Raw genomic sequence first — 22160 nt, forward strand, 5'->3', positions numbered from 1 at the left:
AAGCCCATTGGCTTTAATGGTCTATGCGGAAAATCACCGAATTATTTTAATTTGGTGATTTTCTCTAAATCTTTGATGGTGCCCTTCACGGTTTGCTTGATCGGCTCATAATCGATAAACCAAAACAAATTCATATGTTGATCCGCATGCTGCTGTGCCAACATATCAATGACACTTTTTTCGCCACGCCCGACCAAATGACGTCGATAAAAATAATACAGCAGAATCAATGTCGTCATTAACATGATACCTAACATGATCCAAAACCCTGTTGGAGACTTCAGTCCAGGAATAAACTCAAAGTTCATACCATACACCCCTGTCAACAAGGTTAGCGGCGCAAAAATCGCGGTAATAATGGCTAAAATCCGCATGTTTTCATTGGTTTGATTGGCAATGGCTGAAAAATGTAGATCGATAGCTGCTTGCACTGCATTTCTCAAGCGAATGGTATGCTTTTGAATACGTTCAATATGACTGGTTAAATCATCGACACGTACCAGCATGATGTCTTGTTTTTCACTACGTTTTTTCCCTTTCAAGTGCGAATAATTATCGACAATTTCATCGCGTAATTCCTGCAAAGTCTCGATTTGTTCTTCGCACAAATTTTCCACTTGTTGGAAAGCCATATTCTCTTGCAACAATTGATGCCACTTGGTAAAACGGCGATGGCCTTGTAAAAGCTCTTGCTGCCAAAACTCCACTCGACGCGTCAGCGGAACACGTAAATCAAGATAACCATCCACCATGTTATTGAGCAGTCTCAAGGTCAAATCTAAAGGTGTTGCAGGTAATTTTCGTGGCTTATTATGTTCTTCAATCGGACGGCTCAGTACCGTTTCCATACGCTGAATATAGCTTTCAACTTCTTTATTGCCCTGCTCTCTAACCGTAATCAAAACTTGCGGCGTGAGCATAAAGCTAATCGGGGTCGTCGCCAGACCAAAGACCCGTTCATGTTTTTCAGTCGCTTGAGTATCAAACTTAATTTGATCATCGGGTGTGATCAGCTTACGAAAGATCAGCAAGTCGTAATCTTCCAAAGTGTCAAAGGCACAAGGGTGTTCTAAATTTAGAATGTCACGCAGATGATATTCATTCATCCACAGTCCCGTTGCCGCATAAATGTCCTGCTGCCAATGTTCTGCCCGATTGACCACATCGTCACGGCTACACTCCACCCAAATAAACTCAGCTTCCTGCTCTGCAATCGGCTGTTTCTGCACATAAGTATGCTGTGCGGTGGGATGTTGATAGAAATAATAGCTTTGCATATCTCATTTATTATTGTCTGTCTTAGCCAGCATGATGCCATAAAAAAAGCCCTGAGCAAGCCAAAGTTTAAATTGGCCAAGCTCAAGGCTTTTCTAAGACAACTCAATTCACATGGCAAACACCATGTAAATTAACAAGAGATTAAACTTGTTCGATATCTTTCATCGTCAATTTGATACGACCACGGTTGTCTACATCCGCAACTTGTACCTTAATTTCTTGACCTTCTTTCAACACATCTGCCACGTTTGCAATACGCTCGTTCGAGATTTGTGAAATGTGAAGTAAGCCATCAGTACCTGGAAGGATGTTTACAAACGCACCAAATTCAACGATACGAATGACTTTACCAACGTAAATTGTACCTGGCTCAATTTCAGCAGTAAGTGCTTGGATTTTTGCAACCGCAGCAGCAGCAGCAGCTTTGGTTTCACCAAATACACGAACAGTACCGTTGTCTTCAATATCAATTGCAGCTTTGGTTTCTTCAGTAATAGCACGGATGGTTGCACCACCTTTACCAATCACGTCACGGATCTTGTCTGGGTTGATGTTGATCACTTGGAATGTCGGTGCATGCATTGAAATTTCAGGGCGAGCACGTGAAATCACTTGGTTCATTTCATTCAAGATATGCATACGGCCTGCATACGCTTGGTTCAATGCCGCTTCCATGATCTCTTCAGTGATACCTTCAATCTTGATATCCATTTGAAGTGCAGTAATACCGTTCGCAGAACCGGCTACTTTAAAGTCCATGTCACCTAAGTGATCTTCGTCACCTAAGATGTCAGAAAGAACTGCGAAACGCTCGCCTTCTTTCACTAGACCCATTGCAATACCTGCAACTGGCGCTTTCAATGGAACACCTGCATCCATAAGTGATAATGAAGCACCACATACAGAAGCCATTGAAGATGAACCATTTGATTCAGTAATATCCGATACAATACGAATCACGTACGGGAAGCGATCAGCTGCAGGAAGAACAGCTTGAACACCACGACGCGCCAAACGACCGTGACCAATTTCACGACGTTTAGGACCAGATTCGCGACCAGTTTCACCGACAGAGTATGCAGGGAAGTTGTAGTGCAACATGAAGTTGTCAGTTTTAGTACCAGCTAGGGTATCAACCATCAACGCATCACGGGTATTACCTAAAGTGGTAGTTACCAATGCTTGAGTTTCACCACGTGTGAATAATGCAGAACCGTGTGCACGGCCTAATACGCCCACTTGAACATCAATGGCACGAACAGTTTTCGTGTCACGACCATCAATACGTGGTTTACCAGACAAGATGTTGTCACGTACCGTACGATATTTCAAATCTTCGAATAATTCGTCAACTTCAGCAGCAATACCAGTTTCATCTTCTTCAGGAACAAACTGAGCAACAGCTTCAGCATGAAGCGCATCTAATGCTGCATAACGGTCTTGCTTAACAGCAATTGTGTATGCTTCAGAGATTTTCGCTTCGAATGCTTCTTTCAATTTACCAAGAAGTTCTTCATTTTTAACTGGCGCAACCCAAGTAGATTCAACTGCGCCCGCAGCTGCAGCAAACTCTTTAATTGCTTGAATTGCAATTTGCATTTCGTCATGACCGAAAAGTACAGCGCCTAACATTTGGTCTTCAGAAAGTTCTTTCGCTTCAGATTCAACCATCAATACAGCAGCTTCAGTACCTGCAACCACAAGGTCAAGATCAGATTCTTTAAGTTGTTCTAAAGTTGGGTTAAGGATGTATTCACCGTTGATTAAACCAACACGTGCGCCTGCGATTGGGCCTGCAAATGGAACACCAGCAATTGACATTGCAGCAGAAGCACCCAACATCGCAGCGATATCGCCTTCCATGGTTTTGTCAGAAGATATAACAGTCGCTGTTACTTGGATTTCATTGTAGAAACCTTCTGGGAACAATGGACGGATTGGACGGTCAATAAGACGTGAAATTAAAGTTTCAGCTTCAGACTGACGACCTTCACGCTTACCGTAACCACCTGGGATACGACCTGCAGCATATTGTTTTTCTTGGTAGTTAACAGTCAACGGGAAGAAATCTTGGCCTGCTTTTGCTTTTGGTTGAGCAACGATTGCAACAAGAACCTGTACACCACCCATGGTGATCACAACAGTGTTTGCTTGACGAGCAACACGACCTGTTTCTAAAACAACCGTGTGTTGACCATATTGGAATTCTTTACGAATAATATTAAACATAGACATGTATTTTTCTTTCCTGATTTTTATTCTAGTGGAGACCCCTAAGGTTTGGCATTCACATCGCCATTTCAGGCAACTGTATAAATGACAAAGCTTAGAAGCCGACCTCACCAGAGACTAAAAATATGATTTTAAGACACAAAGAAGGAGCGAAACATTCGCCCCTTCCCCATTACCTCACAGAAGCAAGGTAGACTTTCTTTTTCAGTAATAAAGCATTCAAAATGCGATAGTCCGAAAATAAAAGTTTAATCGAATTAACGACGTAAACCTAAAGCAGCAATCAAGTCGCTGTAACGAGTAGCATCTTTACCTTTAAGGTAATCAAGAAGCTTACGACGTTGGTTAACCATACGGATAAGACCGCGACGGCTATGGTGGTCGTGTTTGTGCTCTTTGAAGTGACCTTGTAAATCATTGATTTGAGCAGTTAAAAGAGCTACTTGAACTTCTGGTGAACCAGTGTCGTTTTCAGCGCGAGCAAATTTAGCAATGATCTCTGCGCGATCTGCGTTTGTTAAAGCCATTCGATTTCTCCGAGATGCTTATAAGTTACATTTGATACAAATCAAATTGATTCTTCAAAACCAAGTTGACTGCCGTGCATCACTACAGCAAAGCATTATTTTAAGGGATCTAGCGCTATATTGCAAAAATGTTTTATGTTCGCAGTCAATTCAGCAACTGACGGCTTTGCACAAATCATGCACAATAATGACAATCCTGATTTTCAATATCAGACTCAGACCCAATAAAAACGAAAAATAGAGAGAAATTTGTGAAAATTTTATCTGCCAATACCTGTTATGTCCCCCATGACCTCAACCACGTGATTCGTTCTAAAGATGAGGTCTGCGCTACCTTGGGTGGCATGAATGACGCACAAATTCAAAGCATTTGGGCCAGTGTAGAGTCCCTATATAAAACAGGAAACTACCCTTTCATCAGCCTCTGTTTACGTCGTCAGGGACAAATATTGTTAAATCGCAGCATTGGTTATGCGCAAGGCAACTCAGCCGATGGTTTAGCGGCAGATGCGAAAATTGGCACACCTGATACCCCAGTTTGCTTATTTTCCGCCTCTAAAATCGTTACAGCCATGCTGATTCATATGTTGGATGAACGCGGTGATCTGAATTTACTCGATCCGATTAGCCACTATATTCCCGAATATGGCGTAAACGGTAAACGTCGTGCCACCATTTTCCATTTACTCGCTCATCGTGGTGGCATTCCTCGCATTGACAGTAAAGTCACGCCTGAACTGTTGTTTAATCAAGATCAAATTTTAGAACGTCTTTATGCTGCACAACCCGTTTCAGCCTCAGGTACACATCTGGCGTATCACGCCGTGACGTCAGGTTATATTTTAGGGGAAATTATCAAGCGGGTAACAGGTCAAACGGCCCGTGAATTTCTTGCCGAAAATATCGAAAAACCCATGGGCTTAGATTACTTTAACTATGGTTTAAAACCTGAGTATCGAGCGGATGCCGCTTTAAACTATGCCACAGGTCTACATCCACGTTTAGGCACAGACCATTATCTTAATCGGGTACTGGGCGGTGGTTTAGAGTTGGCGGTCGATGTGACCAATGATGCGCGTTTTATGGACACGATTTGCCCAGCGGGCAACATTTATACCAGTGCAGAACAAGCTGGACGTTTCTTTGAAATGCTCTTGAGTGGTGGCGAATACCAAGACAAACAAATCATGAGTGCCCAAACAGTATTTCGCTCGACCTTGGCCACGTCAGGAGTCAGTTTAGATCGGACATTATTAGTCCCGATGCGTTATGCCTTAGGCCCAATGTTAGGGAGTAATCCTATTGGGTTATTTGGACCCATGACTGGGCAAGCCTTTGGACATCTCGGGTTTTCCAATATTCTCTGCTGGGCCGATCCAGAACGTGATATTAGTGTATCGCTATTAACCACAGGAAAATCTGTCGTCGGGACTCACTTACCAGCCTTAGCGAAAACGCTTTATCAAATCTCAAAGCATTGTCCCAAAATCTTAAAGCACCAACGTCGCTCCTTATTTGCAACGGATCGAAGCGAAACAGATTTAGTCTGAGCATAAAAAAAAGCCCAAGTAAACTTGGGCTTTTTTGCGCTGTAGTGTTCTTTTATTTTTGTTCTTGTTGTTTTGGTTCTCATTATAATAATGCGCTTTTCCGCGTCTTCTATTAAACATTCCATGTTTAATTATTTACGTCCTTATGTGACACATTTTGCCACATAGAACTAAAGAGAAAAGTCGCATTTTGCTCATTTCCATGTAAGCGATTGCTTACATTAAACTCTCAATTTCTCCACAATTGAACCTAAAGCACATTCTAAAATTCAATAAATTACATTCAAGTCAATAAAAAACAAATACTTAATAAATTAATTAAAAGTTACAAACCACAATATATTGCGCCAATATCTACTCAACCGTTCATATATTAATGTATTTGTGTTCCGATAAATGATTGGCTATTTTTTGTCACATTATGCCAATTCATCAGATATAAAAAAGCCTTGTAGTCTCTCCCAAAACTACAAGGCTTAGCGGCTGTAAGTTTCCTCTTTCACCTACTTCACTGTAAGTTCGCTGTCTACTGACGTTATTATTATCTTTTTGCGATTATACTCAACATTCCGTGTTGAGCTCTTTATGTGAAGCCATCTTCTCAAAATCCCAAGCAAAGCTCTATGCGCAAATCTCTTGAATCCCTGTAAGCCATTTCGTACAAAAGCCCTATTTGTTTATTAAATCTTCACAATTGAATTTGTTGATTAATTTTTCTTGATAGACCACTTTCTCGAGTGGTTCGAGTCACCATAGCATGTACGAATGCATCGGCATCGACCAGTAAACTAACAACTTTTTTCGCCCGCGTAATTGCGGTATAAATCAACTCTTTACTGAGTAATTTTTCAGCCTGCCGATCTAAAACCACCGCGGTATGGGTGAACTCAGAGCCTTGAGATTTGTGAATGGTCAGTGCAAAAGCCGTTTCAATATTTTTGGGTAACCGTGTCGCGGCCACCCATTTATTCAAACTAGGGAAATACACCTCAAACTGCAACTTACCTTGTTGTATACGCTGTAAACACAGGCCAATATCGCCATTCGACACCCCCAACTGATAGTCGTTATAGGTCATCATCACAGGGCGTCCTAAATACCACTCACCCTGCTTGATTTGTTTTGATTGTTCTAATAGACGTTGCTCGATTTGCAGATTGAGCTGTTTTAAGCCGAAATGGCCGTGACGTATGGCTGCCAAAATACGGTAATCATCAAAATGTTGAATCACTTTGGGTACGAGAGACTCATTAGGATTTTGCTGATATTGCTTTAAAGCCTCGACATAGCCCTGAAAGCCAAGCATCAACAGATCATAATAATGCTGCAACTGCTCTACAGATAAAGCCTGCTCGGGCAACAATTCGAGTTGTAAATAATCGACCTTGACCTGATCCAACTCAACCGCCTTCAACGTCATGGCATGTACCACTTGCTGTTGAAAAGTGTGCAATACTCTCTGTTTTTCAGCAGGATGCATCATTAAGTCAAAACAAGATTGCTGTTGAATAAATTGTGCCAACTTTCCAATCCGTGCATCTGATTTGAAACGACGGCTATTGACCAAATTGACTCTATTTTCAGCCAAAGCTGGAACGTGTTGTAGATCGGCGAGCACAGAGCCGACATCGACCGAAGCCAACTGATCAGCATCGCCCAATAAAATCAAACGAGCTTGATTCGGCATGGCAGCAAAGAGCATCTGTGCCAAATTTAAATCTAGCATTGACGCTTCATCAACGACAATCACATCATAAGGTAAAGGTTGTCTGCTATGAAAACGCGGTTGCTGCGTATTCCCAAGACCCAAAAGTCGATGTAGCGTCACAGGGTTTAAGTTTTTCAAATCTGGGGTAATGAAGTTTTGTAACTTTTCATCTTGAAAAGAGTTCTGAAGGGCTTCTTTCATGCGCTGCGCCGCCTTACCTGTCGGTGCAGCCATCGCAATACGAATATCAGGCAGACTTTGTTTGAGCACTGCAATAATACGCGCCAAGGTATAGGTTTTCCCTGTGCCCGGACCACCTGTAATGATCGCGAGCGCCTGCTCGGCTACCATCGCCAAAGCCTTTTTTTGGTGTGGATCTTCAAGCAAATGAGCATAAGCTGAAATATCCACTTGCGTTAAATTTTGCAGTTTTAACCGTGCTACTTGCTGGGCCAAGGACTGCTCTAAAGCCCAATAACGATACAGATATAATTGCTGCTGATCGTAAACAAACGGCGCTTTTTGTTGCTGTGCCTGCTGTTCATCCATGACCAAATCATCTAAGACTGTGACGGCTTCAGCTGCAACCGAGATACAACTCTCACCGCGTAGCATGGCTTCAAGGACCTGTTGAATCACTTCACTTCGCGCTTCGGTGAACCCTGTTTTACTCAGTGGCGACTGCTGAATAAACTGACTCCAACGCGTTAACCATGTGTCTACCACGGTAGCCTGATCAATACTGGCTTTACGAACATTTTCCACACGGTTATCCTCAAAGTTATCCACAGCTTAATTCTTTGTTTATGAGTGACTAATTTCACTTAATTCAGAAGTTTTGCCTACATGATTTTCAGTAGAAGTATCCTCAGCAAAATACCCCAAAATCGCATCTAGTCTTAAAATAAACTCTGGGCTGGCATGCCAACTTAATACGCCTTGATTGGGCTGCCCATTCATCCCTCTCAAATAGAGATAACTCGCCTGACCCAGATGTTCTTCAATGTCATAGTCCAGAAAATTCACTGTTAAATAACGATGCAAAGCCACCAAATACAGACCCGCCTGCAACCAATAACTGGCATGTGACATATTCAATTCGATTGCGTCATGATTATAGCTCTGCTGATCCGCCCCTAAGAAGTTACTTTTATAATCGGCAATGTGATAACGCTGACCATCAAAATAAACCAAGTCTATCGAACCTGTCAGATAACGAGCAGAATTGGCTTCATTTAAGTCGAGCAGATCAATCCCATACTCTTGAAACAATGCCTGTATGCGTTTAATCGCCAGCACATGATCGGACAATGACAAATAAAAAGGAAACTCAGCCAAGTGTTCATCGGCTTTGAGTTGCTTCAACTGAAAACCAGCATGCAAAGGCGTTTCTAGCACATCTACTAACCACGCTTGCATCCACTGTACCAATTGGATTTCATCATCCTGTCCAAACTCGTTTTGATATTTGCCCAATAACTCTTGCCACAGTAAGGGACTATCATTTTTAAAACGACGATGAATTTCCAGTCCCCAGTCACCCGAGTCCTGAAAATCAATATGCTCGAAAATTTCGTGCAGGAAGGTTCCCGCAGTCGTCCCCATTGGAAACTGCCGTTTAATCCACGCCAAAGGCTGACTCAGCTCCACATCCTCAAGCACAGGATGATTGATCTCGTCATCCGCACTGCCCACTTTCTCACTCAAAACCGCTAAGGCATCCATTGCCTCTTTGCGACTCAAATGCTGCGCCAACGCACTAAAACTGGTTTTGGAACGTGGATAAAAACGCTGTTCAGGAAAAGCCAAAGCTTGTAACTGAATGATCTCTTGCTGCTGGGCTGGCTGTAAACGGATCGGCTTTTCAGTCAGCAGTACCTCATCACCACTGGCAGGATGCTCAAACAGATTACCGGCTTGACCACGCCAAAACGCCAATGCCGTATTTGATTTATATTCCTGATCTTGCAGCAAGGCATACACGCGGTGGCTCGCACGGGTCAGTGCGACGTACCATAAGCGATGCTGTTCCGCTTCGGCTCGCTCATTGTGTTGATCAATTGCGGTTGGGTCTAACAGATTGGCATCATTTACTGCCACGATGCGCTGTAACTCGCTCTGCCCTGTCGTCGGATTGATCTGTTCCAGTGTTGAAAAGTTTAAGGTTTTATTCATTTCCTTAAAGTCTTTGTCGGCACCCAGCAAGAACACAATTTTAAACTCTAGACCCTTGGATTGATGAATAGTCATCAGTTGTATACCTGTGGCGCTGGAAAGTTTACGCTCTAACTCCCATTCACGTTCTGCAGGCAAATGTAACTGTTTGAGATACCAATGATACAGTTTCTGCGCGCCTTGAAACTGTTCACTATGTTGGCTCAATAACTCAGTCAAATGCCGTAGATTGACCACAGTCCGTTCGTTGTCTCGGCTTTGGTAAGCCACCAAGTTTTTCCACACTTTAAACAGGTTTAAAGCGTATTGCCATGCACTTAAAAAGCCTTTATTGATCCACATGTCGCGGATGTCATCAAAATCCGCCATAAACTGGCTCAGACCGTTGGCTTGCTTTTCCAGTTCCAGTAATTGTTTTAAATCAATCGCCAACAGCCGGCTCAAAAGCGCACGGCGAACTTTGGCTTCATCAAAAGGATGCATCATTGCAGTCAATAGCGCACCAACATCTTTCGCGACCTGACTTTCAAACACACTACGTTTAGACGGACGGTTGACCAAAATTCCCAAACGCTCTAGTTCAAACTGAACTTTGTCCAAGCCATCATGGTTTTTCGACAACACTGCGATATCATTTTCCCCCATAAACCGTGGCGGATCATCTGCCACATACAGTTGCTGTTGAATGCCTTGGTTGATTAAATCACGAATTTTCCATGCTACTTGTTGAGCTTCATTTTTTTTGTCTTCAAGTAATAGCCAGCGCAGCGGTACATGGTTTTCACCCTGTGCATCGACCAAAGCGGGATGTGGTCGAGTCCCTGCTTCTACAGGCTGGTAATAGACCTGCTCACCAAAGTCCTGTTGGCGTTGAAATAAAGCATCCACCACCTGTACCAGTTTTTGTACAGAACGATGATTATATTTCAAACTATACTGCCGACCTTGCTTTGCCAAAACATCTAAACGTGCCTTGTTATAGGTCAGCATGTCACCACCACGAAAGCCATAAATAGCTTGTTTTGGGTCACCGACCATAATCATACAACCTTGATGATAGCGCTGTGCATCACGCCAAATTCGCGCCAACATATCATCTTGGTCTTGGTTGGTGTCTTGAAACTCATCCACTAAAATGAGTGGATAGCGTGCTTGTACAAACTGGGCAAAGCGCCGGCCTTGTTCGCCCTGTAAGGCTTCTGACAAGGTACGGATTTGCTGGGCAAAAGTCGTTTCACTCTTTTGCTGCAAGACTTGTGGTAATCGCTTTTTCACCTCAGAACTTAAGTGATATTTTAAATACGCATCCAGCACATCCAAATTGAGCTCTAGCTCTGCCAATGCGTCTAAGAAAATGCGGACCTGTCGCCACACAGGATGCTGCTCAAACTGTTCCAACACATCTACAGCACATTTGTTTAAGACTTTTTTCGTTGCAAGGTCAGTCAGGTGCTTTAAGGTTTTTTCAAAATGTGGCGCAAATAAGGCATAAGCTCGTTGCTCTTTCAGGGCGGTCAAAAAAGCAGGTAAGTCCTGACATAGGATGCGTTGCATCAAAGCATCGGTACGCCATTTTTTCCCAAGCACTGCATGGTATTGCCCTTCAGGGGCATAATAGTCTTTCAAGCTTTCAATCTGTGCCACATCCAGCGCAGTAAATTGATCAATGGCCTGCTCAAATTGCGTCAAATCAAGCACAGGTTTTTCCACCTGTTGAAACTGTGCCGATGCAAAGTTCAAACTATTTTCAACAATTGGCACATAAGCCTGTTCGGTTTTTAATTTTTGTTTTAACAGTAAATAATTCACCACAGGCTGCGGCTGTGCCTGAATCCACTCGCGTAATACATCATGAATGAGCTGCTGAGTATAACTCTGCGCATCATCGGTGATATCTGCACGCTCAATCTTGCCACTTTCAAAAGAAAACTCACGCAGTAACTTTTGACTAAAACTGTCCAATGTCCCGACAAATAACTCATCTAACTGATCAATCACCAACTTCAAACGCTCTTGGGCAAAACCGACCCGCTGTGCATAATCTGTGAGTACTTTGGTAAAAAGCGGATCTTGTTCAGCGGCTATTTTGGCCTGTATCTCTCGCTCGGTCAGACTCTGACAACCTTCAAAATAACGTAAAGTTTCAATCAAACGTGCCCGAACGCGACTTTTCAGTTCCGCAGCAGCAGCACGGGTGAAGGTGGTTGCAATAACCTGATTCGGCAAATAGGCCCCGAGAAAAATGCGTACCATCAAACTGGATAATGTAAAAGTCTTGCCTGTGCCTGCTGAAGCTTCAATCCAATGTAAGCCCTGAAAACTCATATCGGCAATGGGTTGATAAGACATGTTCGATGTAGTGACCTGAGACTGTGCTTTCATGACTTAGTCCTCAAGGCTTTGCTGATGCAAAAATATCGGATGATATAGTTCATAAGAAAACTGCTCGCAGGCATGGGCAAGTAATGCTTTGGCATCCTGCTCTTGTAAAATAAACTGCCAGTCGCGGTGTGCTTTATTGGCTTCATTTTCAGTCATTGAAAAACCACTAAAGCGACCATCTTCTTCCCACACTTTATAAATGGCGTCCATGTCCGCAATCACCATCTGCTCCTGATCATTCAGTTGCCATTCATGCGTTTTATCTTTTTCTGCAATTTTCAGTAACAAGGCCGCAGGTAAAACCAAAGGCTGAGTTTGTGCATACTCCCATGCTTTCAACCAAGGTTTGAGCCATTCACGCGCCTGATTTGAACTCACACCAGTACATAAAATGGTTCGGTCACTAAACACCACGATGCGTTGATATTGCTGTCCGCCCTCACCCAAATTGACATAAGCCAACCACAGTAAATACTCTAACCAAACTTTGGCACGGCGCTTTGCCCGAGCACTGGATGCTTCTACACTGACCCATTTTTCAGCACTAAATTTGGCTAGGGTGACATTGATCTGTAAATGTTCATTCACCTTCCAGACTTGTTGGGTCGTGGCTGTAGCCTCAGGCGCATAACGTTGTAAACGTGTCAGCAAGCGCTGCTGCTCAAGCACGCTCATTTGCCAGACCCCATCTTGGACTTTACCAATCGGCAGTTGATCCATCAGAAGATTGGCATCTGCCGCTGCCTCATGTTGTTGTAAAAAATGACGAATGGCATAACGTCCTAAACCATCGAGCAGTAACGGCTCTTGTGTTGCAGGAATCTCTTCTGGTTTTAAGTTTTCCACGCCTAAAGTCTTGAGATACAACCGTGCAGGGAAAGTGATGTCTTGAATCCACTGCTGACTGTCAAGAACTTGAATGTCTTGCTCTAATTTTGGATAAGGCGTGTTGACCCAACTACTCCGTTGTCCTGATGCATATTGCAATTGTTTCGCGACTTGAAACCATTGATCCTGAAAACGAATACTGTGCTCAGACTCAAAACCACGCGGATCAAAAGGTAATAAAGGATGGACATGATACAGCGATGCCAACTGTGCAGGGACAGTCACACCATGCTGATCAACCATTGCATTGACACTCTTGCTTTGTGTGTCAGGCTGCACAATAAAGGCCATATGCTGAATCAGTTCTTGCAATACCGTAGACGGATCACGGACTTCACCATCGTTGATATCAAAGCCATTATAAAATAACCATAAGTTCTCTTGTGCCAACAACAGCGCATCTAGAAAAGCCCCTTGATCATCTTCCAAACGGGAACGATCCCCCAGTTGTGGCTTCAGCAAGTCCATCAGGTCAAAAGGCAAATGCGCACTGCGGTTGGGAAACTTGCCACTGTCCAAGCCCAACATCACGATCAACTTATACGGCACAGGTCGAATCTGACCAATTTGACTAAATGTGATCTGCCCTGTCGGTTCTGCATAATCCAGTTGCGCTTCTAAGGTCTTTTGGATTTCTTCTAATACATAAGGCAAAGGTAAACTTAAACTGCGCAGTGCATGATGATCGTGTTCGTCATAATAACTCGCCAAGGTCAGCATACGTTCTTGTTTTTTGACCATCTTATACACTGCGGCCAAAGACTCGACACCCGCAGCTTCGAACTCGCGAATATCTTCCATCAAACGATTCAGCCAGGTTTCAGCAGTCGTCCGTTGTCCAATTTCATGCGCGATCATCCATTCGGAACGGTGTTTAAAATCCTGATAGATTTCTATCAAAACACCAATCAACTCAAAATCACTCGACTGTACTTGGGCATAGCTCAAGGTCTCATGAAACAGCACATGCTCTGGGACAGCGACGCCTAAAGCCAAACGATCTAAAGCAAACTTCAGACTATAGCGATAGTCTTCATCCCCTTCGGCCAAACTGCGTTTTAAATGTTCGGCATCCAATCCACGTTTAAAGCCTGCGTTGATCAACAGCTCCGTCATCCGCTCAATCATATTCATGTCTAAGCCATAACGTTGCTGCGTTGCATTTAAACTGAGCCAATCGGCAAAGTCCTCAATACTCAAACGCCCCCGCACCAAGACCATCCGCCCCAACACAGCACGCCATGCATTTAAGGCATCGAGTTGAGTCACGCCTGCCAGCTTAATCGGCAAATAAATACTGTCTTTACTCAGTTGATGGCCCTTTTGCAAAGCCTCACGCTCATGGTGAGGAGGTGCAAAAACACTGCGAATAAAAGGCTCTAGCTCAGTCAAACTAGGCGTCAACACTAAAATATCACTTGGACGTCGCGGTGCATCAGCCGTACCCTGAGCCAACCAATGCGTCAGTTGATCTTTGAGGACTTCAAGCTGTCTGAGGCTGGAGTGACAGACATGAATCTGTATCGAATCATCTTGTTCAGCCAAGGCATACTGATGCTGCGCAGGTTCTACCAAATACAGGATATCAGACTGAATTTTACCAAGTAAAGTTTCTGGATATTCATCAACAAAGATATCGGCCCACACCCCATCCTCACCTGAAGAAAGGCTAGAAAGTAAAGAGAAATGGTCGCGCGCTTGTTTACCAAATCGGGTCAGTAAAGGATGGCGAGACTCTCGGGTTTCTGCATTAAAATTGAGGGTAAACTCATCAAAAAACTGCTGAATCTCGGCATCATTGGCATTTGGATGTTTTTCAATAAAACGCTGCTTCACCCGTGCGTCATAACGCGCTTTCCAGTTGGGATCGACACTGTCCGCCCAGTATTCTTGTGAAGGGTTATAGTGAAAAATAAAGATCTCGAGATATTGCCCCAATCGATGTAAAAACTCCAATTGTTTTGGTGGTAAATCTAAAACCGTAAACACCACCAGCTGAGCAGGTAACTTTTTAAGCGCAGCGTCTCGGGTCTCGGCTTGATCGAGTAAGTCCCAAAATGCAGTATCAATACGCTGAATTTGTTCAAAGTCAGCATGGAACACCACTTGCCAGAGCCAACGCTGCCATGCTTCCAATTCATGCGCTTGATTAAGCTGAAAAGCACTGAGTTCTTGCTGAGTTTTAAAGAACATCTGCTCCAAATCGAGCGGCTGATTCTTGCCCCACGCTTGTAACCAATTGGTCTGGCAACGACAATTTTGCGGTGGACAACCTTTGGTGCAATGCCCACGATAATCCATATAAAAACTAAATAACCGTGAAACCTGCTCCGCCACCCAATATAACATGCTTTGCTTTTTGAGCTGTTTATCAATGCCTTGTTGCAACCGGTCAGCGCTGGCATAGATCCGCTGAATAATCGGATACAACGGATGAGCAACCTCTAAAGGATTCAGCTCGGCTTGTATAAATTCTTTTAAGGCTTGAAAGACGCGCCATTTAATAATCAATCGCGGAATATTGGCTTTACGGACTTCATCTTTTTGATCGACCAAAACCCACTGATAAGCCGACCATTGAAAACCACGAATACGATGATGAAACTGCGTGTTGGCACTGATGCCCTGCTGCTCCGCCAACTTTTGTGTTAGCCAAGCCTCAACCGCAGGTGAAGGTACAATAAAGTGCTGTGCTTGCAACACTTGAAAGGCATTTTTGGCTGGTTTAAAGACGGTTTTTTGCATGGCCTGCAACAGAACATCAATACGCTGACTTTGTATTACGTGTATCGCCATGTTTCCTCTCAAATAACCATCTTATGAAAAATCTACAAAAGTACACAGATTATTGACTATACTTCTGGTTCTGTCTATGTCACTTTGATGACATATTTCTATTTAAAATTTGCTTTAAAATACGTACTTTAAGCAAAACTAGAATCAATGTGAATCAGGATATTTTAGGATTTAGAAAATGAAATTAGAGCATATTCCAGAAAAAATTGATCCCTCTTTAAATTTAGAACAAATCCGTGAAGAGTGTTTGGATTTAGTCAAAAAGCGCGCCTATTTTTCCGCAGGTGCTGCGGTTATTCCAGTCCCCTTCCTCGATGTGGTGATTGATGTGGGCATATTGTCGCAGTTGATTCCCGAAATTAACGCCCGCTTTGGCCTAACCCCTGAGCAAGTCAGTGTCTACGACCCAGAAACCAAGCAAATACATTGGTCAGAACTGCGTAAACGTGGCGTGGAGTTCTCTGGACTGGTGGTGGCACGTACAGCCGTGAAGAAATCCCTCAATAACATGGCAGCCAAATACATCACCAAACAAGTCACTAAATTCATTCCTCTTGGTGGGCAGATGATTGCGGCTAGCTTGGGTTATGTCGTGATGAAAAAAATTGCGGAAACTCATGTGGAAGAATCGTATAAGCTCGCCAAAGGCATTCAACTGAAACAAGCCGCTGAACAAGGTGTTCCTGTTGCAGCGCCAGTGACCCAAATTCCCTTAAGTTAAAGAACTAAATCCGCCTCTATAAAAAACGGTCAAATGACCGTTTTTTATGCTTTTTAATCTGTATCGCGATCCGCTTTGAGCTGTTTTAAAATTGCCCTTAAGACTTCAATTCTGGCCTGTTGTTTATCATTGGTAGAAATAATATACCAAGGCGCATAACCCGTATCGGTATGTGCAAACATATCCGCGGCTGCCTTTAAATAGTCATCCCATTTGTCGCGATTGCGCCAATCTTCTTCGGTAATTTTAAAGCGTTTATGCGGAGTACTTTCGCGGGCTTTAAAACGCGCTGCTTGTTCATCTTTATCAATCGCCAGCCAAAACTTAATCAGCACGGTTTGGCTGTTACTGAGGTTTTTTTCAAAACGATTGATTTCCGCATAAGCGCGTTGCCACTCCACCTCGGTTGCGAAGCCTTCTATCCTCTCTACCAAAACGCGTCCATACCATGTCCGATCAAAAATAGTGATGTCATCCGACTGCAATTTGCTCCAAAAACGCCACAGATAAGGACGGCGTAACTCATATTTTTCAGGTGCGGCAATGGTATGAATTTCATATTCTCGTGGGTCAAGCTTTTTCACAATACGCTTAATCGCCCCCCCTTTACCCGCAGCATCCATACCTTCAAAAGCGATCACCACTTTACGGTCATCACAGCGGATGGCATCGGCCACTTGTTTGGTGAGTTTTTTTAACTCTGCTTTATAGTTTGCATCCTCAGCTTGAGGGGCTTCAAACTGAGTCAGAATATCCGGTATCGGTGCTTGCTGCCATTTTAATGCGGCCTTTTTTTCATGCTCTGGACAGTGACGCAGCGCTGTTAAAATCGCTTGTGCAAAATTGTGATTACGCAAATCTTCATCTTCACCATCAATGATTTGCCAGTCGTCAGTGAAACGCGTACGCAGCTTTTGCAAGGTGTCATATTGTTTTTTATTGCGCCAGTCTAGCCCATGCAACTTATGCCAATGTACTTCGCTCGGGTCCATGTCATCCAAACGCTTTTGCAAAGACTTCCACGACAAATCGAACCAAACTTTTAAGACATCTACGTTGTTGTTTTTTAAGTCCTGTTCAAAAGCCCGCATATTGCTGACGTATTCATCAAACAAAGTGTCGTCCAAAGGCTTTGAAGCATGCATGGCCGTAGCCAACAAGTCCCCATACCAGTTACCAAACCACACCATAATTTGCCCTTCGGCAGGTACAAATCGAGTATAGGGCTGCCAAAAAGGCTGTTTTAGATTAAACAGGTGCGGTGGATCGGCTTTGACATATAAAAAACGTGGATCGACCCATTCGCGCAGCTGTTTCACCGCTTCACCTTTACCCGCAAGTTCAATTCCACTGACCAAAATCACTAAACTTTTTGCATTGCTCTGATCACGGGTATTCATCAATGCATATTGCGCTTCAATTAAGTCCAGTGAAAGCTGTTCTTCGTTCAGCACTGCACTGGCGATCGTTTCTGTATCCATTGCCCCTCCTTTTTTCTATTTAATCAAATCACTAGATCCTAAAAAATGATGATCTAGATGATTTTCACACGCGTCTTTTGACTACTTCTACATCAAACTGACCACAAATAAATAGTTTTTTTGTCACTTTGTCATAGCGAGTTCCGTCATCACGCACTAAGATTTAGCTATCTTTAAATAGAACTGAGACAGCAAATGTCCAAACTCGCCGCCCTCGATGAGCTTTTAGAACAGTATTACCAATTGCATTATCATCAAGATTCGGTGCTCTTCCAACGTTTACAAGATGTGCAATTCTGGCAAAAGCAACGGATGCAACGCACGCATAACCGTGCTTTCTCAGAAAAACAGAACCTCTTGATGGCCGAGTATTTTATCAACCGTTTATATGGTGGCCCAGATTTTGACGCTTTGGCAGGACAAATTGCACGCTTGAGCAAATATGCGCACAAAGCGGAGAAATTAATTCCTGAAAATGCCATTAAAACAGGTACCTCTGGGGTTGAGTTGGCGATTTTGGCGGTGCGACTTGATGAACAAGTGGCGATGCAATTACTGAAAGATCACCATCCCTCCGAAGCCTTAAGCGATGATTTGATGCGCCAAGCCTACTTAAAACTAGAACAAGGCGAAGAACGCTTGAAACAGTTGTATTTACTCGATCAATTGGGTAAGAATCTCGATAAATACATGCGCTCTTTTATGATCTATACCGCTTTTAAGATGTGTAAAGGGACGGCCAACAAATATAACTTCAATATCATGTATGATTTTATGCAAGATGGCTTTTTGGCCATGAAACCGCTAAAGTCGGCGGAGAAATTTGTGAAAGACTTTACTGCGGTGGAACGTCAAATTATTGATAAAGTACATTCGGGTCATCTATACCCATTTCAGTAAATTTCAGATTATTCCTTGATAAAAATAAGGCAGTGGCTGCATAGCTCTGCTGTTTTTCTGTATATTATTCAGCACAATTGCATGATGGTTACTGTACAACGTCCTAGAATCTGTCATCATGCAAGCACTGCAACATTTACCCTATTGCTATGTTAGGAGTGACTCCCATGTCGAATGAAAATCAAACGCCTACCGCTACTCAAGAGTCGGCACAAAACACAGACAAAGTGAGTCCATTTTTAACTGAACCATTACCCCAAGGTACGGCGCAAGGTCAGCAAAAATCATTACAACAACAGTTGACTGATACGCCAGTAACTGGTTCTGTACCTAAATACAATCTTCCTCGCGGTGCCAACACAGGTAACGTCGGCAGTACCACACACTTTGGTTACCAAACTGTCAGCAGTGAAGACAAAGCCCAAAAAGTAGCGGAGGTTTTCCACTCGGTTGCCAGCAAATACGACATTATGAATGACTTGATGTCTTTTGGTATTCACCGTCTATGGAAACGCTTTGCGATCAATATGTCAGGGGTACGTCGTGGTCAACGCGTGCTCGATATTGCTGGGGGGACAGGCGACTTGGCTAAAGTGTTTAGTCGTGAAGTCGGCCCTACTGGTCATGTAGTACTTTCAGACATTAACGAATCCATGCTCAATGTTGGCCGTGACCGCCTGATTGATGCTGGATGTACCAATGTTGATTTCGTATTAGCCAATGCTGAAACCTTAGAGCCATTTGAAGACAACAGCTTCAACCTACTCACCATCTCGTTTGGTCTACGTAATGTGACCGATAAAGATGCAGCACTTGCTGCGATGTACCGCGTGCTTAAGCCAGGTGGTCGCCTACTGGTATTAGAATTTTCCAAACCTGTATTTGAACCGTTTTCAAAACTGTACGACCTATACTCGTTCACCGCACTGCCAATCATGGGCAAAATTATTGCCAATGACTCAGAAAGCTATAAATATTTAGCCGAGTCCATTCGTATGCACCCAGACCAACGCACGCTAAAAGGCATGATGGAAAATGCAGGCTTCCAAAACTGTGACTATCACAACCTGACAGGTGGTATCGTTGCTGTACACCGTGGTTTTAAACTTTAAAATTAAACGTTTAAGGGCAAATTATGTGGTCGATTCTGGCACTCGGTGCAATTGAACGATTAATTCATCATGTGATTAATTTGGATGCGATCACTCGCATCCAGCTCAATGAACTACAAGGCAAGATGTTACGTGTGGTGATAGCGTCCCCGCAACTGTCTGTAGATGTGTTCTTTGACCAAGCTAAAGTGCGCTTAGAACCTACCGTTACAGGGCATAGTGAAACAGCGTCCATTTTTGAACAACGCCCTTTTGACCAAGCTCAATCTCACACCCCAGCAACCGCAACTTTAACGGTGGCCAATGTGGTTGAGCTGCTCAAGCTATTACTGGCGGATGATGTCGGCAATATCCCGCTCCAAGGTGATTATCACCTTCTGCAAGATATTCAACGGATTATGCAACAAGCTGAGCCTGACTTGGCTGCGCATTTAAGCCCGTGGATTGGCCCAAGTTTGGCGCATGAATTGGCTAAAATTCAGCTGGCACCAAAACACATCAAACAGGCCTTACAAAGTCATTTGTTTTTTGCTGAAGATGCCTTGAAAGAAGACAGTGGTCTATTTGCCCCGCGTTGGCAAATGGATGATCTGCATCAAGACACCCGCATTTTTAATCAAAACTTAGATCGTGCCGAAGCCAAAATTCAACAACTTCAAGCACAGATTGACACTCAAGACTCAACTCAAAACTAGGTATTTACATATATGATTCCGCACGTTTCACGTTTACTCGAACTTTGGCGCATTGCCGCGCACTATAGACTCGACACGTTGTTTCCTGCGGAAGAATTGCCTGAAAAAGTGCGTCATGCGCTGGGTGTAATTCGTATGCACCCTGCGGCATGGTCGAGTCGTGAACGTAAAAACCCATTGAAGCTCAAACAAGCTTTAGAGGAAATGGGACCACTGGCGATTAAAATGGGACAGTTGCTGTCTACTCGTCGTGACCTAATTCCACCTGAAGTACTACAGCAACTGGTTTTACTCCAAGACCGTGTCAAACCGTTTGGTTCTGATGTGGCAAAAATGCGCATTCAAGACTCACTGAAAGCCGATGTAAACACGCTGTTTGCTCGCTTCGACGAACAACCCTTGGCAGCAGCCTCGATTGCTCAAGTACATACGGCCGCTTTACATGATGGTCGCGAAGTGGTGGTGAAAGTCACCCGTCCCGCTATTCGTAGTCAAATTTTACAAGACTTTGAAATTTTAGAATGGCTAGGTGATTTTCTAGAAAAACGCCTAGAAGCCGCGCGTGCACTGCACTTATCTGAAATTATTCAGGACTATCGTCAAGTCATTTTAAATGAACTGGATTTGACCTTAGAAGCCGACAATACCCGTCGTATGCGCCATTACTTTACAGGCTCAAGCATGATGTATGTGCCTGAAGTTTATATGGACAGCAAAGACGTGATGGTGGCTGAACGCATTACCGGCGTTCCCATTTCAGACATTGAAACCTTTGAAAAGCTGGGGATGGATCGTAAAGATCTGGCGGAAAAAGGCTTAACCATTTTCTTTACCCAAGTTTTCCGTGACAACTTTTTCCATGCCGACATGCATCCGGGCAATGTCTTCGTTGAAACACTAAACCCAAGCCAACCACGCTATATTGCACTAGACTGTGCCATTATGGGTGAGTTGTCGAAGCACGACCAAATGACCGTGGCACGTATGCTGCTTGCGGTCATGAACAGCGACTTTATGCAACTGATTCAAATCGTGCATCAAGCTGGTTGGATTCCACCGGGCACAGACCAAGATGCGCTAGCACGTGAAATGCGTCGCACGGTCGGGCCAATGGTGTCCAAACCCATGCATGAATTGGACTTCGCGGGCATTTTGATTCAAGTGATGGATATTGCACGACGCTTCCATTTGGAAATTCCGCCCCAGCTGATGCTGCTGCTTAAAACCCTCGTGCATGTTGAGGGTTTAGGGACTGACCTTTACCCAGAGCTGGACATTTGGAGTTTGGCAAAGCCAATCCTGACTGATTGGATCAAAGCGCAAATGAATCCACAAAAGAACCTAAAAGAGCTGGGACAAAAAATTCCGGACTTACTTTTAGGGGCACAAGACTTCCCAACACTGTTGGTCGATAGCTTAAATGGACTCAAAAACCAATCGGCTTGGCATGCTAAACAGCTCAATGAACTACAAAGCATGCGCCTGCAAATGGAACATCAGCAAAAACGGAGTTGGATTTTTGGTAGTCTCATGGCCATTTTGCTGTCGATTGCCATTATCTCGCCGTGGTTTATTTCAGTAATCTTGATTGTACTCACCAGCTTATTGGCCGTTTGGCGCGTGTTTAAATAGACGCTTTCTGCTGTATTAAAAGCCTGAGTCTCTCAGGCTTTTTTATGTTTAGGTTTTATGTCGGAAGTGACTCCCAAGTCATT

The 22160-nt window shown here is 43.7% G+C and carries 13 protein-coding genes; 6 read left to right on the forward strand and 7 right to left on the reverse strand.

Translation table 11 applies throughout. From position 1 onward, the window contains the following. Positions 1-41: 41 nt before the first annotated feature. From MF4642_RS06845 to rpsO, 3 genes are all read right to left on the reverse strand, one after another. Positions 42-1277 (reverse strand): magnesium transporter CorA family protein, encoded by a 1236-nt coding sequence (locus tag MF4642_RS06845; protein WP_078425728.1) that lies wholly within the window; start codon positions 1275-1277, stop codon positions 42-44. Between the two features lie 142 nt (positions 1278-1419). Continuing rightward, positions 1420-3507, reverse strand: a complete 2088-nt coding sequence (gene pnp, locus MF4642_RS06850; RefSeq protein WP_171057586.1) for a polyribonucleotide nucleotidyltransferase — start codon at positions 3505-3507, stop codon at positions 1420-1422. Between the two features lie 260 nt (positions 3508-3767). Further along, on the reverse strand, positions 3768-4037 hold the full coding sequence (rpsO, locus tag MF4642_RS06855) for a 30S ribosomal protein S15 (protein ID WP_004692669.1): 270 nt from the start codon (positions 4035-4037) through the stop codon (positions 3768-3770). 251 nt (positions 4038-4288) lie between these two features. Here rpsO and MF4642_RS06860 point away from each other — a divergent pair, with 251 nt between their 5' ends. Continuing rightward, the gene (locus MF4642_RS06860) at positions 4289-5587 is read left to right on the forward strand and encodes a serine hydrolase domain-containing protein (protein ID WP_078425729.1); all 1299 of its coding nucleotides are present in this window, start codon (positions 4289-4291) and stop codon (positions 5585-5587) included. Positions 5588-6275: 688 nt separating this feature from the next. Here the strand turns inward: MF4642_RS06860 and recD are convergent. Genes recD through MF4642_RS06875 form a run of 3 tightly spaced genes read right to left on the reverse strand, consistent with a single transcriptional unit; the run spans position 6276 to position 15536 of the window. Next, positions 6276-8060: an exodeoxyribonuclease V subunit alpha gene (recD, locus tag MF4642_RS06865; RefSeq protein ID WP_078425781.1), complete on the reverse strand. Its 1785-nt coding sequence runs from the start codon at positions 8058-8060 to the stop codon at positions 6276-6278. Positions 8061-8099: 39 nt separating this feature from the next. Beyond that, positions 8100-11852 (reverse strand): UvrD-helicase domain-containing protein, encoded by a 3753-nt coding sequence (locus tag MF4642_RS06870; RefSeq protein WP_078425730.1) that lies wholly within the window; start codon positions 11850-11852, stop codon positions 8100-8102. 3 nt (positions 11853-11855) lie between these two features. Beyond that, positions 11856-15536, reverse strand: a complete 3681-nt coding sequence (locus tag MF4642_RS06875; protein WP_078425731.1) for an exodeoxyribonuclease V subunit gamma — start codon at positions 15534-15536, stop codon at positions 11856-11858. A 178-nt stretch (positions 15537-15714) separates the two neighbouring features. Here MF4642_RS06875 and MF4642_RS06880 point away from each other — a divergent pair, with 178 nt between their 5' ends. Beyond that, entirely contained in the window at positions 15715-16257 is a 543-nt protein-coding gene (locus tag MF4642_RS06880; protein ID WP_004692676.1) for a hypothetical protein, read from the forward strand. A gap of 53 nt (positions 16258-16310) precedes the next feature. Here MF4642_RS06880 and MF4642_RS06885 read toward each other — a convergent pair whose 3' ends face one another. Then, entirely contained in the window at positions 16311-17738 is a 1428-nt protein-coding gene (locus MF4642_RS06885) for a phosphate--AMP phosphotransferase (RefSeq protein WP_078425732.1), read from the reverse strand. Positions 17739-17933: 195 nt separating this feature from the next. On the opposite strand from MF4642_RS06885, the gene MF4642_RS06890 reads away from it, so the two are divergent. The 4 genes from MF4642_RS06890 to MF4642_RS06905 all read left to right on the forward strand — a co-directional run bounded on the left by MF4642_RS06890 (position 17934) and on the right by MF4642_RS06905 (position 22077). Next, a complete protein-coding gene (locus MF4642_RS06890) occupies positions 17934-18638 on the forward strand; it encodes an FFLEELY motif protein (RefSeq protein ID WP_078425733.1) in 705 nt (234 codons plus the stop codon). Between the two features lie 167 nt (positions 18639-18805). Next, positions 18806-19750, forward strand: a complete 945-nt coding sequence (ubiE, locus tag MF4642_RS06895) for a bifunctional demethylmenaquinone methyltransferase/2-methoxy-6-polyprenyl-1,4-benzoquinol methylase UbiE (RefSeq protein WP_078425734.1) — start codon at positions 18806-18808, stop codon at positions 19748-19750. Positions 19751-19773: 23 nt separating this feature from the next. Continuing rightward, entirely contained in the window at positions 19774-20445 is a 672-nt protein-coding gene (locus tag MF4642_RS06900) for an SCP2 domain-containing protein (protein WP_078425735.1), read from the forward strand. 12 nt (positions 20446-20457) lie between these two features. Continuing rightward, positions 20458-22077, forward strand: coding sequence for an ABC1 kinase family protein (locus MF4642_RS06905; protein WP_078425736.1), 1620 nt, complete (start codon positions 20458-20460; stop codon positions 22075-22077). Positions 22078-22160 lie beyond the last annotated feature (83 nt).

Origin of the sequence: Acinetobacter sp. MF4642 (assembly GCF_002018925.1) — a bacterium.
Taxonomy (GTDB): domain Bacteria; phylum Pseudomonadota; class Gammaproteobacteria; order Pseudomonadales; family Moraxellaceae; genus Acinetobacter; species Acinetobacter johnsonii.

Coding starts and splice junctions, on each gene's coding strand:
- MF4642_RS06845 (WP_078425728.1), bottom strand. CDS start 1,277: ATGCAAAGCTATTATTTCTATCAACATCCCACCGCACAGCATACTTAT.
- pnp (WP_171057586.1), bottom strand. CDS start 3,507: ATGTTTAATATTATTCGTAAAGAATTCCAATATGGTCAACACACGGTT.
- rpsO (WP_004692669.1), bottom strand. CDS start 4,037: ATGGCTTTAACAAACGCAGATCGCGCAGAGATCATTGCTAAATTTGCT.
- MF4642_RS06870 (WP_078425730.1), bottom strand. CDS start 11,852: ATGAAAGCACAGTCTCAGGTCACTACATCGAACATGTCTTATCAACCC.
- MF4642_RS06875 (WP_078425731.1), bottom strand. CDS start 15,536: ATGGCGATACACGTAATACAAAGTCAGCGTATTGATGTTCTGTTGCAG.
- MF4642_RS06880 (WP_004692676.1), top strand. CDS start 15,715: ATGAAATTAGAGCATATTCCAGAAAAAATTGATCCCTCTTTAAATTTA.
- MF4642_RS06885 (WP_078425732.1), bottom strand. CDS start 17,738: ATGGATACAGAAACGATCGCCAGTGCAGTGCTGAACGAAGAACAGCTT.
- MF4642_RS06890 (WP_078425733.1), top strand. CDS start 17,934: ATGTCCAAACTCGCCGCCCTCGATGAGCTTTTAGAACAGTATTACCAA.
- ubiE (WP_078425734.1), top strand. CDS start 18,806: ATGTCGAATGAAAATCAAACGCCTACCGCTACTCAAGAGTCGGCACAA.
- MF4642_RS06900 (WP_078425735.1), top strand. CDS start 19,774: ATGTGGTCGATTCTGGCACTCGGTGCAATTGAACGATTAATTCATCAT.
- MF4642_RS06905 (WP_078425736.1), top strand. CDS start 20,458: ATGATTCCGCACGTTTCACGTTTACTCGAACTTTGGCGCATTGCCGCG.